Genomic DNA, 17305 nt, shown 5'->3' on the forward strand with positions numbered 1-17305 from the left:
ACGGGGGGATTATATGCATAAATATTACATCGTGTATCAGAAAAAAATATTGGCCGGACCGATGAGTAAGGACGAGGCCATTACCAAGCTGTTCGAAATGAGTGCCACCTTCAAAGGCCTGCGGGTCCGTTCCTTCTTTGGAAAAAATCAGCCGCAGCCGCAGATCGAGGATTCAATGGTCGATGTCACTGAGAAACTCCTTGACCCGATAGAATAGACTGCGGTTATTGAATACTAAGTAATAGAAAACAAACCCCCTAACGAGCTGACAGCGCACATGGTGTGGCGCTTGCCTGATCATCAGGGGGTTTATCTTATTTTTTCCGGTGTCTGTAGTTTGGTGTCTGCGCTTATCCGTGAATCAGAGATTCTGCTCCGTCAATGTAAATCTCAGTACCGGTAATATGTGAAGAATCGCTAGAAGCCAGAAACAACGCCAGCTGCGCTACCTGCTCGGATGAACCTGATTTATGGGCAAGCGGCTGGTCGCCTTCGGGATATTGAACTGGAATTTGGACTGTTTGCAGCTCGGGCTTCTTGATGGTTTTATCGTTAATGGCCGTATCAATCGCTCCAGGGCAGATCGCATTGACGCGAATTTTGTAGCGTGCCAGCTCCAACGCCGCCATTTTCATAAAGGCCACCTGTCCCGCCTTCGTTGAAGCATAGGTGCTGAGTCCAATATTTGAAAATACGCGGTTGCCATTGATCGAGCTATTGATCAAAATACTGCCGCCGCTTTCTTTTAAATACGGAATCGCATATTTTACAGTAAGGAAAGTACCTCTCAGGTTAATATCGACCGTATTTTGCCAATCTTCAACCTTCATGCACTCGATCGAAGTCATTACGCCGTTGATCCCAGCGTTAGCGAACACGATATCCAAACGACCATACGTACGCAAAGCCTCTTTATAGGATTCCTCCACATTGGTTGCCTGAGACACATCCGTATGTATGACGGTGGCTTCCCCGCCAGCCGCAATTATCTCATCACGGACTTCATTGGCGTTATCCAATGTGCGATCAAACAAGCATACTTTGGCACCATGACGCGCCATCAATAAGGCACTACCCTTGCCAATCCCAGAGCCGCCCCCCGTTATTACGGCTACCTTGCCCTGCAGCCGCTGCTGTATGCTTGGCTCGACTGCTTCGTTCGCATTCATCATGCACAAATCCCTCCACTATTAGGTTTGTTGAATGTTTAGGACCGATGAAGGGATAAATGCACTCCCTTCGACAACAGCATGTGGTGCAATGACTTCGATTTTCCCTATACTACCTTCGATTCGGGCACCATCCTTAATTATGGCTCCTTCTCCAATAATAGCATAATCGACTCGTACATTACGTCCTATTTTCACATTAGGCATGAGCACACTATTGGCTACCACGCTTCCTGCTGCGACCTGCACACCATAGAACACGACCGTACGCTGCACGTCGCCAATTACGGCGTTATTCCAATGGGAAAGCGAGGAATCATGCTCGTCTGTCCGAGAAATCGGAGAACGACCGCTTCTAAGATATTGGTCACGACTGTAGGTCTGCCATGCATTCGGATCAGGCTCGAGATGAGGCTCTACATCCTGCTCCAGAAGATCCATGTGGGCTTCCCACAGACTCGTAACCGTACCAACATCACGCCAATAGCCTTCAAACGGATAAGCGTACAGCTTTCCATCAAGACGCAGCATACGCGGAAGTATATCTTTGCCAAAATCATGGCTCGATCTTGGATTCTTCGAATCATCAATAAGCATCTTTCGCAAATATGACCATTTGAATATATATATACCCATCGAAGCGAGATTACTCTGCGGCTTGGTCGGCTTTTCAATAAAGTTAATGATACGCATACTCTCATCGGCCTCGACGATTCCAAAACGATGCGCTTCAGCAAGCGGCACCTCCATGACTGAAACCGTGGCATCCGCCCCGCTAAAGGTATGGGCTTGTCTCAGGATACGATAATCCATCGAATAAATATGGTCACCGGATAAGATCAACACATCCTCCGGGTTATGTTTGTCGATAAAATCTATGTTTTTGTAAATGGCGTCGGCTGTTCCCAGATAACCGCACGGGTCTTCCGGAGAAGCCGTCAGCAAGGAAACCCCATCTTCATTGGAGCCATACAAGCCCCACGGCTCACCCCCGCCTATATGTGTATGCAGCGATTCAGAAGCATATTGCGTAAGCACGCCTACGGTTTGAATGCCGGAATTTGCACAGTTGCTTAAAGGGAAATCGATAATGCGATATTCACCACCGAATGGAACGGCTGGCTTAGCCAAATTATTCGTCAAAGGAGAAAGTCTGCGGCCTTCACCTCCTGCTAGAAGCATGGCAATGCAATCTTTTTTAGACATCAATAATCCCTCCCTGTCATAGGTTGTATCTTCTATTAAACGCCCCTGCGCCTAATTGAAACCGCCGACAGACTTAAAACACAGGCTATTCATAACGAAATACGAATAGACGATTCATCCTCATCAAGACAATTTTCACCACCATGTATATGGGAATAGCTAGTAGCATACCCATAATACCCGCCAAATTTTCACCTACCAGCAATAATAATACGATCGTCAGCGGATGCACATCCATCCGTTTGCCGAATACATGCGGAGCCAGCAGCGTGTCATCGAGCTGTTGAGCAACAACAATGAGTAGGCCTACCCACAACATCATCGGATACGATTGCGTAAAGGCCACGATCAATGCCGGTACCGCACCAATAATCGGTCCAATAAACGGAATGAGATTGGTAAAAGCAATAATGATCGCAAGAAGCAGTGGATACGGCAAGCCTATGACCAAAAAACCAACATAGATCAAAGCACCGAGACCGACGCTGATAAGGATACGACCAATAATATACCCGCTCAACACTCCGTCTATTTCCTCAAGCGTTTCTCTCGCTACATGCGTATATCCCTTGGGCAGCATACCTATCACATTCTCCATTGCTCTATGACCACCAATCAACAGATAATATAAAATGATCGGAATCGTCGTAATCAACAGTAAAATACTGGTCATAAAGCTGATCATGTCACTTAAATAGTTGGTTGCATACGTAATGGCATTGTTGACATATTCAGAAATTTTGGTGGAGAGATCCCCGTGATCTTTGGTGAAATAAGCGGCCAGCAGACGGTTCTGCTGCAGCTTTTCAATCTGCACTTTGGTGCTCTCGACCAAATCAGGCACATTTGCGACAAAATTTTGGATCTGGGTTTGCAGCATGGGACCGAATGCTACAACAAACAACACGGCTAGACTCGTAATGACAAAATAAATCAATAGAGTGCCTACAGCACGCTTAATCCCTTTTTTCTCCAAAAAATGTACGAGCGGCCGGATCATATAATACAAAAATCCCGAGATCAAAATCGGAACAAATAAAGTTTGGAACATAACCAGCAGCGGGCTAAACAAATAACCAACCCGATCCATCAAATTAATAATGATTAAAACCAGAATAATGCCGAAACACAACCGAAAAAATTTATTTTGCAGCATAATGACCACTCCCGTGCAGTTGTTTAAAGATGGCAAACGAGCAAATTATACAAACGTTACTGCAGGGAGCGATATAAAATCCGATAGCCGAATTCCTCAAGCTGTATGTGCATCCGTCCATCTTTAGTTCGTACAGGCTCGCCAGTTAGTGCATCTACCCAATCATTCGTTTCCATCGGGTGACTCAATATCGTCTTGTTTTCCGTATTGTTCATCCACACGGTGAAATGCACCCGATGGTTTAACCGCTCATAAATAATTCGGCGATCCCCATGCTCTGCTCTCAGAAACCGGAAGCTTCCCGATACAAGCACCTCATGCTTACGCCGCAGCGCAATCAGCAGCTTATAAAAATCAAACAGCTCGCGATCCTGCTTGGCCTCATCCCATTCCATACATTTGCGGCAATCTGGATCTTCTCCTCCGGTCAGACCTATCTCATCTCCATAAAAAATGCACGGCGTCCCCATAAATGTAAGCAAAAATACGACACATAGCTTCAATCTCCGCTTATTGTGTCCTACACGGTTCATCACTCGGGGGGTATCGTGACTGCACAGTAAGTTGAAAATCACTTCGTTCGTCTGCTGCGGATAACGAATCAACAGCCCGCTGATACTGGTAGCAAAGTCGAAGCCATCCATACCCGAATCAGAGAAAAACTCCAGCAGCTTGTTGGAAAACGGATAATTCATCACCGAATCAAATTGGTCCCCAAGCAGCCACCTTAGAGAATCGTTCCATACTTCTCCCACAATGTACGCGTTCGGATTAGCGGCTTTACAACATCACGGAACTCCCGCCAAAAGTAATGGTCGATTTCATTCGCCACATCCAGACGCCATCCATCGATCCCGACCTCCTTGACCCAGTATTCAGCTACATCGAGCAAATAGCTTTTGACAGCGGGATTGGACGTATTCAGCTTAGGCATATGCCCGTAAAACCCAAACGTATCATAGGTCGGAATACCATTCAGTATGGCAAGCGGGAAGCTGTTAATATGAAACCAGCCTGCATATTCGGATTTTAGTCCTTTTTTCAAGACATCCTGAAAAGGAGGGAACCGTTCGCTGCAGTGATTGAATACGGCATCCAGCATGACTTTTATTCCTTTAAGATGGCAGGCTTGGACCAGTTCATGGAGCCGTGCATTATTTCCAAAATGAGGGTCTACCTTTTTATAATCAACGATGTCGTATTTATGATTAGAGGGCGCTTCAAATACAGGTGTCAAATACAACGCAGTAATGCCGAGATCCTGCAAATAGTCAAGATGGTCAATGATTCCCTGAAGATCGCCGCCAAATGAGTTATCATGGGTTGGTTTACCGCCCCAAGGCTCTGTGTTGATCGGATTAATCGAGGGGTCTCCATTCGCAAATCGCTCCGGAAAGATCTGATAAAATACTGCTCGCTTCGCCCATTCCGGGACAGTATGCAGATCGATTTCGTGGATATAGGGGATATCATAGTAGCCTCCGGTTGGCGTCGGTCTGTAACTCAACACACCATTTTCCATTAACCACACGGTTTCCGAACCCGCACGGATGCGAAAACAGTAGGATACGCGCTTGTTATGAGGTTTAATACTGGCCTCCCAATAATCAAACATTTTGTCGGATCCTGTTTTCTTAAGAGGATATTCCCGATAAAACCGTTCCCAGTTATACTTGTCACCAGTCTCCGCAGTCACTTCCTCCACGTCATCTCGTTTCGTTCGAACCCGAACATGGATCGTATCTTTATCGTAAGCGTAGGCCCAGTTATTTTGGGCGATGTGGTAAAAGCTTTCCAGTAGCATCTAACCATCTCTCCCGTCTCCACGTCTAAGCTTATATCTACTGCTTGTATCTATTGCTTTTACCTTTTCCTTAACCATTTCCGAATTCACTTAAACAAGCAGCTCCATGATCGGCACGGAGGTTGCGTCAGGAAAGATTAGAAGCATCAGCCTGGAGCTAATAAGGTGGGGGGGTGTTCTGTGGGGTCCCTATTATAGTAAAAGAGAACATACCGATGCTGTTCATCGTTATGCCCTCTTTGGGTGGGATTGCCTATTTACCAAACTTCGATTTTACTATGCTTAGCGAACGTTTCACAACACTCAAGCCTATACCTTGAATCGATCCGCCGTTCCTTTGAGCTCACCAGCGGCCTTCATAAGGGTCACAGACCTGTCACTCGTTTCTTCAGAATCCTTCAGTTGATGTAAAGAGGCATTTGCAAGCAGTTGGGCCTGGTCAGAAGCGCTCCCCGCGATCCGCGCTATTTCTTCGATCCCTGCCGTAACCTCCTCCGTACCCGCCGACATCTGCTCGGCAGCCGCTGATACTTCCTCCATCTGTGTAGATACCAGATGCACTGAATTCAGCATACGAGATAATACCTGCTGCAGCTGCCGGACCTCGCTGACACCTTCCTGCACTTCAGCCCCACCTCGCTGCATCGCTTGTACCGCTGCTGTCATCGAGGACTGAATATCCGTGATCCGTTCGTTAATTTGCTGCGCTGATGCTTCGGATTGATCCGCCAGCTTTCTAACCTCACTGGCTACAACTGCAAATCCTTTGCCTTGCTCTCCTGCCCTCGCCGCTTCGATTGCCGCATTCAACGCCAGTAATCCGGTCTGTGAAGCGATACCCGAAATGATTTGGGCCATTCCGCTCACCGCCTGCATGTCTTGCTCAAGCTTCCCAATTGAAAGTCCGATCTCCTGCGCCGATTCGCTTAAGGTGATCATCTGGCTTACTGCCTGCTCGGATGCGCGGCTGCCTTGCTCTGCTTCACGAACCAAGTCCTGTGTCGCTCCCATCACATCAGCTGAAGCCTCGGCAATACGCTGGATACCGGTAGCCATCTCTTCCATTGCTTTTGCGCTGTCTTTCGCACTCGTCGCTTGGTGTCCTGCACCCATCGTGAGCTCCTGTACCGTATGAGACATTTTTTGTGCGTTCATGGTCGAACGTTCGGCGCTGCTCGTCAAATCACTCGATATTGTACCGACCTGGGTAGACATCTTGCCTATCGTTCCCATCATCATCTGTAAATGAAAAATAAATCGGTTAATTTCCTCAGCCAGTCTGTCCATTTCATCTTTACCTCGAACTGGAATACGGTAAGTCAAGTCCGCTTCCTGTGAGTTCAGATTCATAGCCGCTTGAAGCATAAACTTCAATTTACGCGATACAATAACTCCCGATAAGATGAATAATATAATCAACACGCTTATGTATAATCCTGCCAGCTCAAGCCCTGATTTTAGACGCTGCTTGTTAATAAATGCGTCAGAGCCTTCCTTGGATAAATCAACGCGAACGGCTCCCCAATGCTTACCATCGATGGTTAGCGGGTAAGCCAAGTCCCATCTTTCATAAACCTTCTGCTCAACCACCTGTGAATATTTTTGCAGCAGCGGTTTGGATGTATCTTGATAGGAAGCCGCCGTGTAACCGACAATATCATTGAATATACGATTACCTCTATATTTTTGGCTTAATAGCCCTGTAGCTCCCCATGCATCCTTCGATTCTTCACCTGTAAGACTTTGCTTGGTATTATGTGTCGCTATATAGCCATTGAAATCGGGATTTGCTGAATACGCAATCGGCACTACAAAAACTACATTTTCATCGGTCAAAAAACCATCGATAACCCGCTTCCAGTGATCATCTGTATATGCATCATAGGCACTTGTATATTTAAGCTCATATTGAGCTAACGGAACCATCCGCCCGTCAAAAAGCTTTTGCTTCAAATCACCATAAGCTGGATCTTTGGAGCGCTTCTCGGCTTCCTTTTGACTTTCAGGAACGACCTGCAGCTTGTCGTTGAACAAATTGCGCTTCAACTCTTCACCTGACAGCATCTTTCCATCTTTCAAAATGGTCCCATCTCTAATATCATCCTCAGTAATACTTTGTAGTGCTTTGGAAAGGGAAATGACCATAGCGCTCCCTTTTTCAAACAGCTGCATTTCGGCATCAATACGAATTTTGTTCCATTCGTAAGCATAAATAATACCGATCAATATCAGCAAAATCACACCTGTAAATAACATAAATCGAGCCGTTAATGAATGAGTCCACTTGAGCACAGAAGCACCTCCGCAATAAGCTATAATTTCATATTATACAACGATTTATAAGTAAAAAGGCCTAAAATAAGCAATTTTTATGTATTTTTCATAGAGATTCGACAATTGATGGGTTTATATGATAACGCGTTCAATTCCCATATTGCAAAAAGAGACTCTTACACTGCAAGAGTCTCTTGTATTACATATAACAGGCGAGTGCCGAATGATTGGGCTTACTTCTATATGAACTAAATACCAGGCTTGCCTACTTAGCGAGCTTGCTTGAGGCAGCTAACAACGGCTGAAGTTCCTTGCTCATCGCTTTTTCCAGATAAGGCTCTGCACTCAGCAGGCTGCGAAACTCCATATAACTGCGGGCTGCAGCAGCCAGCTCTCCGTCCTTCAGTGAGGCTGCCTTGACGGCACGAATCAATATATTTTTGGGGGTATGCTCCATATCGATAAACTCAAGCAGCTGTGTTTTGTAGCCTAACAGATCCAGCAGGCTGGCACGAATTGCATCGGTCGCAAGCGCCGAAAACCGCTCTTTCAAAATGCCATGCTGTAGCAGCGGGGCTAATACTGGAGCCTCCACCTGTCGAAACAATTCATGCTGACAGCAAGGCACCGACATAATAACACCTGCCTGCCAGCGGATTGCCTTCTCCAGCGCAGCATCTGTAGCCGTATCACAGGCATGCAGCGTGACGACCATATCGACTCTCTCCAGCCCATCGTACTGAGCGATATCCCCAACGAGAAACTGAAGATCATCATAACCGAAGCGACTTGCTAAATCGCTGCAATGACGAATTACATCCTCTTTGAGATCAAGCCCTATAACACGGATATCGAGGCCCTGTATCTCCTTCAAGTAGTGATACAGCGCAAAGGTTAAGTAGGACTTACCGCAACCAAAATCAATAATATTCAACGTTCGGTCCGTTGGCAAATGCGGAACGATATCTGCGATCAGCTCGACAAATCGGTTAATTTGCCGAAATTTATCGTATTTGGGCGCAAGCACCTTACCTGCCGCATTCATAATCCCAAGCTCTACGAGAAACGGCACAGGCGTACCTTCCTCCAGCACATAGTTTTTCTTCCGGTTATGGGAGAGCTCAGATGCCTGCTTCTTCGTAGGCGGTTTGGTGAGAATACCTAGCTTGCCTTTTTTGCTGATCAGCACCTGGTAATCGGCTTCCACAGTCTGAATAAGACCCTGCCGGAATGCTTCTGACAGCAATCGTTGAATGTGAGCGGCGGCAGCGGGGGGCAGCATATTGTCATGCAGCACTTTAGTTCCACAATACGAGCTGAACTGGTAATGCAGCTCTCCTTTTAATACGAGCGGCTTCACCGTTACCTTGCTGCAATCAGAGGGGGTATTCGAGCGAGGCTGACTAAAGGTACCTTGAATAAGCGATTGTTTAGTTATGACCTCGTCAACGAGTGTTTCCATAGATAACATGATGTATCAATTCTCCGTTCATTCTTTTCATTCTGGTTCAATCAAGTTCATTGTTTCATTAGATCTATGACGCTGCTTGTCTATTCAGACTTAGCAGCTGTTGAATTGCTAGAAGGTAGGCTTCAACCGAATAATCAGGTCATCCTCAGCACCGGGAGTACCGCGTCCGTCCCGATTATTCGTCATGATGTAGATCGAGCCGTCAGACCCCTCCATCACATTGCGTACGCGTCCCAGCTCATTCTTGAGCAAAGGCTCCAGCTGTCCTATCGACTGCTGGTCACTGTGCAATACAACCCGCAGGAGTTGGGCTCCACGCAGGTTGGCTGCGAGCAGATTGCCCTTCCAAGGCCCTTTGGTCACAAAAGTAATACCGGATGGCGCCCAGGTTTCATTCCCACTATGCACAAGAGGCAGCTTGAGTGTGCCCGGACCCAGCTTGCTCATGTCCTTGACTGCAACCTCGGAATCATCGCCCTCCATAAGCGGCCAGCCATAGTTGGCTCCTGGCACGATCAAATTAAACTCGTCATGGGCCGACTGTCCATGCTCCGTGCTGAATAGCTTACCTGTAACCGGATGCCAAGCCAGTCCTTGGGGATTGCGATGACCCAGCGAGTACACGGGGGAATCTGGAAACGGATTATCCTGAGGAATAGAGCCGTCTGTGTGGATGCGTAATATTTTGCCACCGAACTGGCTAACATCCTGAGCAATCGAAGATTTACCTGCATCCCCGCTTGTAATATACAGCAGACCGTCTGGGCCTATCTTGACTCGTCCTCCATCATGCGTTCTAGCACCAGGCAGCTTGTCTATAATGACTTTGTCCAGCTTCAGCTGATTATCGCTTTCGATCATACGCAGCACCTGATTACGGGTTTCCCCACTTTCCTCGTAGGTGTGGTAGACATACATCGCATGATTATTCGTAAAATCTGGATCAATCGCTAGCCCGAGCAGCCCCGACTCCCCTTCCTGGAGAAAAGGTGTTTCGAATCGATAAACAGGTTGCTCCACCAGCTTACCTTTATCGATAACTCGGACGAGCCCTCCACGTTCCGTAAAGAAGATCCGGCCATCCGGTGCGATATCCATATCCCAAGGCACATTTAGCTTGGAAGCCAATACCTCCTGTGTATAGGGAATGCTTTTATTCGCAATGGCTTCAGATTGCGATTCCGGTTTGTGCTGCGATGTTGTGGAACCCGCACCGCTCCCCGTTCCAGCAGCAGGTACAGACGGGGCCGTCACGGCTGACGAACTAGGCTCCGTATGAACGGAGTCGTCACTGCAGCCCGTAGCTGCTGTAAGCATCATAGACATCGCAGTCGTGATCATCCATACATTCAATCTAATGATTCCGTTCATCATTCATCATCCCCCGTATATGTTAGGAATAAGACATCAGAGCAGCTTACCCAGCTTAACAGTACGGAATAGTTAGGCTTACCAGAACAGCTCGCGCTGCCCTGCCAATCTAGCTATACTCTCCGCAAAATAATAGTCGCCGTATATAAGCGGCACGTCGATGTTTTTTCCCTCAGGGAAATGTGAGGTCCCTTGTACAATAAGTCCTTCTTCCATTTCCGAATCCCATGCTCCGTAATTCACATACAGCGAGTGGAGGATTCGCTCTCCTGCTTTACGGTAAAGCGCTGACTCCTGCCCACCCACCTGATCAGCCAGCAGCAGCAGGCCGCAGGCAGCGCAAGCACCAGCAGAAGTATCACGATAGGCTGGCACGCCTTCGGGCAGACGGAAATCCCAATGAGGAACATGGTCTTCCGGTAAATTAGCCAGAAAAAAATGTGCGGCACGTTTGGCAGCATTCAAGTAATTCTCATCAGCTGTATACCGATAGCTCAGGCTCATCCCATAAATCGCCCAAGCCGTTCCGCGTGACCACCCGGAATCGGGCGCATAACCTTGTCCACCCTTTACTTCGAGCTTCTCGCCTGTCTCGGGATCAAAGATAACAATATGATTAACCGAGCCGTCTGGACGTATAAAGTGCTCGAGCGTCATATTGGCGTGACGTACCGCAACATGCTTGAACCGAGGGTCACCCGTCACGGATGACGCCCAATGCAGTAAAGGAAGGTTCATCATGCAGTCGATAATAGCCCAACCCGCATTTTGCTCACCTTCACGCCATGGATTCCAAGCGCGAATATAATCACCCTGCACATTAAAACGGGCAGCTAGCAAATTGGCAGCTAGCAGGGCACGACGTTTAGAATCCTCAGCCCCAAGCAGCTTGTAGCGGGCCAGACTTGTCAATGTCCACATGAATCCGATATCGTGGTCAAGCTTGTAATAATCAGCAATCACCTGATCCAGCTGCTGCTCGCAGGATTCAGCAAGCGACTTCAGAGCCTCATCCTTCGTATCACGGTAAACCAGCCACAGCAATCCCGGCCAAAATCCAGCTGTCCACCAGGAAGCAGGCTCTAGCTTGTATATACCATCCACACTTGCATGCGGAAATCCGTCCCCAATCCGTTTGCTCGTTCTCTTCACTTTATGTACAGTCTGGCTCCATGCTTCCTGTACCCATTCCGGCTGCTGATGCTCAGTTCCTGTCATCCTCCTGCCACCTCCCTAATTTGTCTATGATTTAGTTTCATTGTAAACGCTGCTCTGTGCAATCGCAAACATGCATCCTACGTCCATCTGGACGTACACGGAGCATGCAAAAGAGCACTGCCAGCAGCAGTGCCCTCCAATCATCATCTCGCTATGCTTATTATGAATTACCCAGGAAGGCTTCCAGCATCCAGGTGTGCTTCTCCAAGCTGGCATGAATCGATAGCAGCAAATCTCCGGTTGTTTCATCACCGGATTTCTCCGCGATCTCCATCCCTTCCTTCAACTGTTCGTTGATCAGCTTGAAGTCAGCAACGACGGCACGGACCATATCTTCTGCCTTCTCAGTGCCTTGTGCTTCTTTAATGTCAGACTCCTTCAAGAATCCGGCCATTGTCGCTAGCGGCTGACCGTGTAAGGTGAGCAACCGCTCTGCGATCGCATCAAAATGCAGCGTAGTTTCATTATATAGCTCTTCCAGTTTAATATGCAGAGTGAAAAAATTCGGTCCTTTAACGTACCAATGGAAGTTGTGCAATTTGATATACAGCACACCAAAGTTCGCCACCTGATGATTCAACACTTTTTCCAATTGATTCGCTGGAGCTTTTACTGCATTAGCCATAATTGCCACTCTCCTCTAATAGTTTATGTAATTACTGGACTGATGAACTCCCTCTTCTTATATAACCTTAAAAACCCCATTTGAAACGCACATTGCTAGTGTTCCCTGTTTTCCCGCGCGCTATGTGCCTTTCCCAAGCCTGTTCGATATCGACTGCTCTTACCCAGCCATCGATAGCTTTTTCTAATCATGTTGAGAAGCCGCTCCGGGATGGGAAGCTTATGAAAGACGGGAAAATAAAACCGGTGATAGGCGGTCTTGACATCATCCCACATCATGCAGGGATCCTCCTTCAGGAAATCCGACACATCCACAACTTTACCCCGACCCTGCTCAAGCATTACGTTTTTGCCATGAACATCATGCGGATGCAAGCCGCGTTCACGGGCATAACTCAGCGCCGCATCGATATCGGTGACTGCCTGCTTTGGAATATGGATACCGCGCAGCAGGCAGGTATAAAAGGTGAAGCCCCTCAAGCGCTTCAATACCAAATACCGCTCTCCCACGTGAAGACATTCAGAGAAGGCAGGATGCGAGCCCAGCCTACGGTATACCTCGGCCTCTTCCTCAATGCCCTGGCGCCCGGGTGCATACACCTTGACTACCCATTCCTCAAAATCGGGATGTGTCACGACAGCCGCATAATTACCGGCGCCAAGCAAAACCCATGAAGGCGGAACCCGACGTACAACAACAGGATTTAACGGGTTCACACTTTCAATCTGCAGATGTGGTAATAACCCCCGCTCTATGTGCTCAACCAATTCCTTTATCATGGGCGACAATTCCTCCCTTCTACGAATCCATACTCAATGGTTTCATTGTTCAGCTATTCCCTTATTATTCCTTTTCATAACCATATCCATATCCAAATTTCACAAAATCGGCGACAACAATCTGGCGACGGATTCTACAGCGCGGATAAGTTTATTCCGACAATCATAGCTTTCGCAGGTCATCAACTTGCAGTCCTGCATATCCTGCTCAAACGTAGCTTCCAGCCTTGAGGCTACATCCGTTCCGTATAAGAAGGCGGTAATTTCAAAATTGAGCTCAAAGCTGCGATTGTCCATGTTGGCGGTCCCCACTGCCGCTGCTTCCCCATCCACAACAATCGTTTTGGCATGTAAAAATCCCTTTTCATACATATAGCATTTGGCGCCCGCACGCAGTAAATCTCCGATATGCGCATAGGATGCCCATTGGACCAATCGATGGTCTCCTTTTTTCGGGATCATAATGCGTACATCGATACCTGATAGTGCCGCGATCCGCAGCGCATTCAGCATACCCTCATCAGGAACAAAATAAGGCGTTTGCACATAAATACGTTTTTGCGCCTGAAAGATCATCTTGATATAGCCATTCTTGATCTGCTGCTTATCTGAATTGGGACCACTGGATACAACCTGAACCGCAGTGCGTGCCACGTCTTTCATCTCCGGGAAAAGCACAGGCTCGAAGGTTAGAGACTCGTTAGAAGCAACTTCCCAGTCACGCATAAATTGAATTTGCAGCCGATGCACCGCATCTCCGTAAATCATCAAATGGGTGTCCCGCCAGTAACCAATCTTTTTATTCAAACCCAAATACTCATCTCCAATGTTAAAACCGCCGATAAAACCGATCTTTCCATCCACGATCACGATTTTACGATGATTCCGGTAGTTGAACCGAAAGTTCAGGTAAGGAATTTTGGAAGGAAAAAAAGAATACACCATCCCCCCCGCTTCACGTAGAGGAAACAGCAGCTTGCGACTGATGTCGAGCGATCCGATATCGTCATACAACAGCCGCACCTCGACACCTTCTTTTGCTTTGCGCGTCAACGCTTCAATTAGCCGCCGTCCGGTATCGTCATTCCCGACTTTATAATAAAGCAGGTGGATATGCTGCTGGGCCTGATCAATTTTGTCCAGCAGCATCTCAAACTTGCGTTTACCATCGGTCAGCAGGGTGACCTCATTGTTTTGGGTCAAGGGGGAAACGCTGCTGAGCAGATTCATATAGATTAAATGACGGAAGTTCGGCACCACAGGATCATGGTACAGGTACGTTCCATTCTCAATGGCTACTTTCTGGTCCTCCAGTTCCTCTCGAACCCTGCGCTCCATTCTCGGTTTCATTCTGTATACCTTTTGGCGCGCGAGGTTTTGACCAATAAAAATATAAATAATACAGCCAACCAACGGCAACAGCAGCAGCAGCATGAGCCACGCCCAGGTAACGCCCACATTGCGTCTTTCCAGAAAAATAATGACTGCAGCAAATAATAGGTTAATAACAGGGATCCAGTTATTTATAAATTTCCATACAGGAACGACCCAATCTTCTATAAATGGCAACCAGCGCACCCCCATCATAAGTCTTAAGCGACTATACTCTTCTAAAGATACCATACCTGTTGTTGGAAAACGAAAGGCGGCCGATTTTGGGAATGATAGGGTCTTCCTGCAGATCAACGGTTAACAAAAAGGGAGCTTAAGGACTTGCGTCCTTAAGCTCCCTTTGTTTGAATGAAAGCATGCAGCCTATCGCTGCTAGTTGATCCTTAGGGAAGTTGCTGCTATTGCCGTGATGCAGACGCATGGAAGGAACGAATGACTTGCTCTGCGGTTAGCTCCAATAATTCAGATGCACGACTCATCGCTTCCTGCAGGCTCATGGGTCCAGTGACGATGCTGTGTACGCTCGTTATACCGACCTCATATAAGGCCTCAATCCCTTTGCCTACCGAGCCTGCCAAACAAATGGTCGGAACGCCGAATTTTTGCGCTTCCTGCGCGATGCCCATCGGCGTTTTGCCGGAAGCGGTTTGGAAATCAATTTGGCCCTCACCGGTAATGACCAAATCGGCTGCTTGTAAATGATCGTTCAGATGCGAATACTCGATAACGATGTCGATACCCCTTTTGATCGAGGCAGGAAAAAATGCAAGGAACGCGCCGCTAATACCGCCAGCAGCTCCAGCCCCTGGCAGCTCATGTACACGCTTGCCGGTTTTAACTGCAATCAAGTCGGCCCATGCGCTCAGATTAAGCTCCAACTGTTCAACCATTTCGGGTGTGGCGCCTTTTTGTGGACCAAATACGCGGGAAGCACCGTTAGGACCGATAAACGGATTCTGCACATCGGACGCAATCAAAAAACGGGATTCCGCAATTCTCGGGTCCCAGCCACTATCATCGATCATAGCGATCCGATCCAGAGCACCACCGCCAAAGCCTACAGAATTGCCTGCAGAGTCCAGCAGCCGCATGCCCAAAGCTTGCAGCATACCGGCACCGCCATCATTCGTAGCGCTGCCGCCAAGTGCCAGCAGAAAGCTGCGGCATCCGGCATCAAGTGCATGACGAATCAGCTCACCGGTACCATAGGTTGTCGCCAGCAGCGGATTCCTCTCCGCTGAAGGGATCAAATAAAGTCCCGAGGCTGTAGCCATTTCGATTACAGCCGTTTGATCAGGCTCCAATAATCCATACTCGGCAGTCACAGGAGCTCCGAGCGGACCGGTTACAGAAGCCGACAACTTTACACCACCTACAGCGGCTATAAGGCAATCAAGCGTCCCCTCCCCTCCATCAGCTACCGGTACGAGGACAGTTTGTGCTTGCGGCATAAATCGTTTTATGCCGCGTTCTATCGCTTGGGCAGCGTTACTCGCGCTAATGCTGCCTTTGAACGAATCAGGGGCAATAATAATTTTCAATGAATAATCCACCTTCCTATATGTGTATTCGTTTATAATACATGTATCAGATACTAAGACTTGAGTTTCAACTGCTTGCTCTTTATCTCATTATAAGGGATCAGAAACTAGAATTATTCAGTTATAAAGGATAAAAATAGCTTCAATTCCAGGCTGTTTTTTGTGCAAAGGGAGGTTGGGACATTGCTAACTCGGGAAATGGCTGAGCATATAGTCCGCGAGACGATGGAGAGGCTGCATCGGAACATTAATATGATGGATACAGATGGGCGAATTATCGCTTCCGGCGACCGTTCACGACTTGGGGAGCGACATGCTGGAGCCATCGAGGCCATCCGTTCCGGGAAACCGTTATTGATTAATGAGGCAAATAAGGATCTGTGGAAAGGCAGCCAGTGCGGAATCAATATACCTGTGCTGTTTCACCAGCAAATCGTTGGGGTTATTGGCATTACAGGACAACCTGAGGAGGTGTCCGAGCTTGGTGCACTGGTCACAATGACGACAGAATTAATGCTGAATCAAGCTTTCTTGCTATCGGAGAAGGAATGGCGCAATCGCACGAAAGAAATCGTCATTGAGGCGTTAATTCAAGCAGATTTCGATTCCCGTAAAGTGGACGAGCGTTTACAGCTCCTGCGCCTGCAGTTGGAGCCACCCTTTTATGTAATGATCATTCGAACGGAGCTTACTTTGTCCTATAATGATCCGTTAGCCGCAGCCATCGAGGATCGGCTTGGTGGCACACAAGCACTGGTCGGCGTATTCGACACGCATCGGCTGTTTATTCTGCTCTCCAAGTGTGAAGAATCGCGCAGGATTGCCAAACTGGAGCGTATCGCTGCCGAATTGCAGCAGTCCGGACTCCCTTATCAAATTGGCTGCTCTTTGCAGGTAACAGAGCTCGCTTCGGTTCACATTGCTTATCAAGAAGCCGAAGCGGCTCTGCGGTATGGCAGTCCTGCCGCTCCATGGAATAGCTATGCGGGTCTGGAGCCGCAAACCATTGTTCATGCCTCAGATGATGCCACGAAACAGCGGTTTGTGAACCGGATTTTCCCGGACATATCCGAGCAATCGGTTCGAACGCTGCAAGTTTTTTTTGACTGCAATCTGAATATCCAAGAAGCCGCCCAGGCATTATTCGTGCACAGAAATACCTTGATCTACCGGCTTAAGCGGATCAAGGAGCTGACCGGATACGATCCTCAGAGCTTTCAGGACGCCACAGCACTGCAAATGGCTATATGGATCTACGATCCGATGCAAATCAAGGAATAACCTTGTTGATTATTTCTG

General features: G+C 47.7%; 13 protein-coding genes and 1 pseudogene. 2 read left to right on the plus strand and 12 right to left on the minus strand.

Going from position 1 to position 17305, the window contains the following annotated elements:
* Positions 1-13 precede the first annotated feature (13 nt).
* Positions 14-217, plus strand: coding sequence for a hypothetical protein (locus BM210_RS23420; protein WP_091174140.1), 204 nt, complete (start codon positions 14-16; stop codon positions 215-217).
* A 133-nt stretch (positions 218-350) separates the two neighbouring features.
* On the opposite strand, the gene BM210_RS23425 is transcribed toward BM210_RS23420, so the two are convergent.
* The 12 genes and pseudogenes from BM210_RS23425 to BM210_RS23480 all read right to left on the minus strand — a co-directional run bounded on the left by BM210_RS23425 (position 351) and on the right by BM210_RS23480 (position 16006).
* The gene (locus tag BM210_RS23425; protein WP_091174311.1) at positions 351-1169 is read right to left on the minus strand and encodes an SDR family oxidoreductase; all 819 of its coding nucleotides are present in this window, start codon (positions 1167-1169) and stop codon (positions 351-353) included.
* Positions 1170-1190: 21 nt separating this feature from the next.
* Complete coding sequence (locus BM210_RS23430; protein ID WP_091174142.1) at positions 1191-2375, minus strand: glucose-1-phosphate adenylyltransferase; 1185 nt, start codon at positions 2373-2375, stop codon at positions 1191-1193.
* A gap of 85 nt (positions 2376-2460) precedes the next feature.
* Entirely contained in the window at positions 2461-3531 is a 1071-nt protein-coding gene (locus BM210_RS23435; RefSeq protein WP_091174145.1) for an AI-2E family transporter, read from the minus strand.
* Between the two features lie 56 nt (positions 3532-3587).
* Positions 3588-5335 (minus strand): annotated as a pseudogene (locus BM210_RS23440) (alpha-glycosidase).
* Between the two features lie 309 nt (positions 5336-5644).
* On the minus strand, positions 5645-7627 hold the full coding sequence (locus BM210_RS23445; RefSeq protein ID WP_091174146.1) for a methyl-accepting chemotaxis protein: 1983 nt from the start codon (positions 7625-7627) through the stop codon (positions 5645-5647).
* A 247-nt stretch (positions 7628-7874) separates the two neighbouring features.
* A complete protein-coding gene (locus BM210_RS23450) occupies positions 7875-9080 on the minus strand; it encodes a class I SAM-dependent methyltransferase (protein WP_091174149.1) in 1206 nt (401 codons plus the stop codon).
* 108 nt (positions 9081-9188) lie between these two features.
* Positions 9189-10454, minus strand: coding sequence for a PQQ-dependent sugar dehydrogenase (locus BM210_RS23455; RefSeq protein WP_256223964.1), 1266 nt, complete (start codon positions 10452-10454; stop codon positions 9189-9191).
* Between the two features lie 75 nt (positions 10455-10529).
* Positions 10530-11669: a glycoside hydrolase family 88 protein gene (locus BM210_RS23460; protein ID WP_091174151.1), complete on the minus strand. Its 1140-nt coding sequence runs from the start codon at positions 11667-11669 to the stop codon at positions 10530-10532.
* A 160-nt stretch (positions 11670-11829) separates the two neighbouring features.
* Entirely contained in the window at positions 11830-12294 is a 465-nt protein-coding gene (locus BM210_RS23465) for a Dps family protein (RefSeq protein WP_091174154.1), read from the minus strand.
* A gap of 95 nt (positions 12295-12389) precedes the next feature.
* Positions 12390-13073: a serine/threonine protein kinase gene (locus tag BM210_RS23470; protein ID WP_091174158.1), complete on the minus strand. Its 684-nt coding sequence runs from the start codon at positions 13071-13073 to the stop codon at positions 12390-12392.
* Positions 13074-13172: 99 nt separating this feature from the next.
* Positions 13173-14660, minus strand: a complete 1488-nt coding sequence (gene cls, locus BM210_RS23475; RefSeq protein WP_091174160.1) for a cardiolipin synthase — start codon at positions 14658-14660, stop codon at positions 13173-13175.
* Positions 14661-14863: 203 nt separating this feature from the next.
* Positions 14864-16006, minus strand: coding sequence for a glycerate kinase family protein (locus tag BM210_RS23480; protein ID WP_091174163.1), 1143 nt, complete (start codon positions 16004-16006; stop codon positions 14864-14866).
* Between the two features lie 183 nt (positions 16007-16189).
* Between BM210_RS23480 and BM210_RS23485 the strand changes: the two genes are divergently transcribed.
* Positions 16190-17287 (plus strand): CdaR family transcriptional regulator, encoded by a 1098-nt coding sequence (locus BM210_RS23485; protein ID WP_091174167.1) that lies wholly within the window; start codon positions 16190-16192, stop codon positions 17285-17287.
* The last annotated feature ends 18 nt before the right edge of the window (positions 17288-17305 follow it).

It is taken from the genome of Paenibacillus sp. 1_12, from assembly GCF_900114475.1.
In the GTDB taxonomy this organism is placed as follows: domain Bacteria; phylum Bacillota; class Bacilli; order Paenibacillales; family NBRC-103111; genus Paenibacillus_S.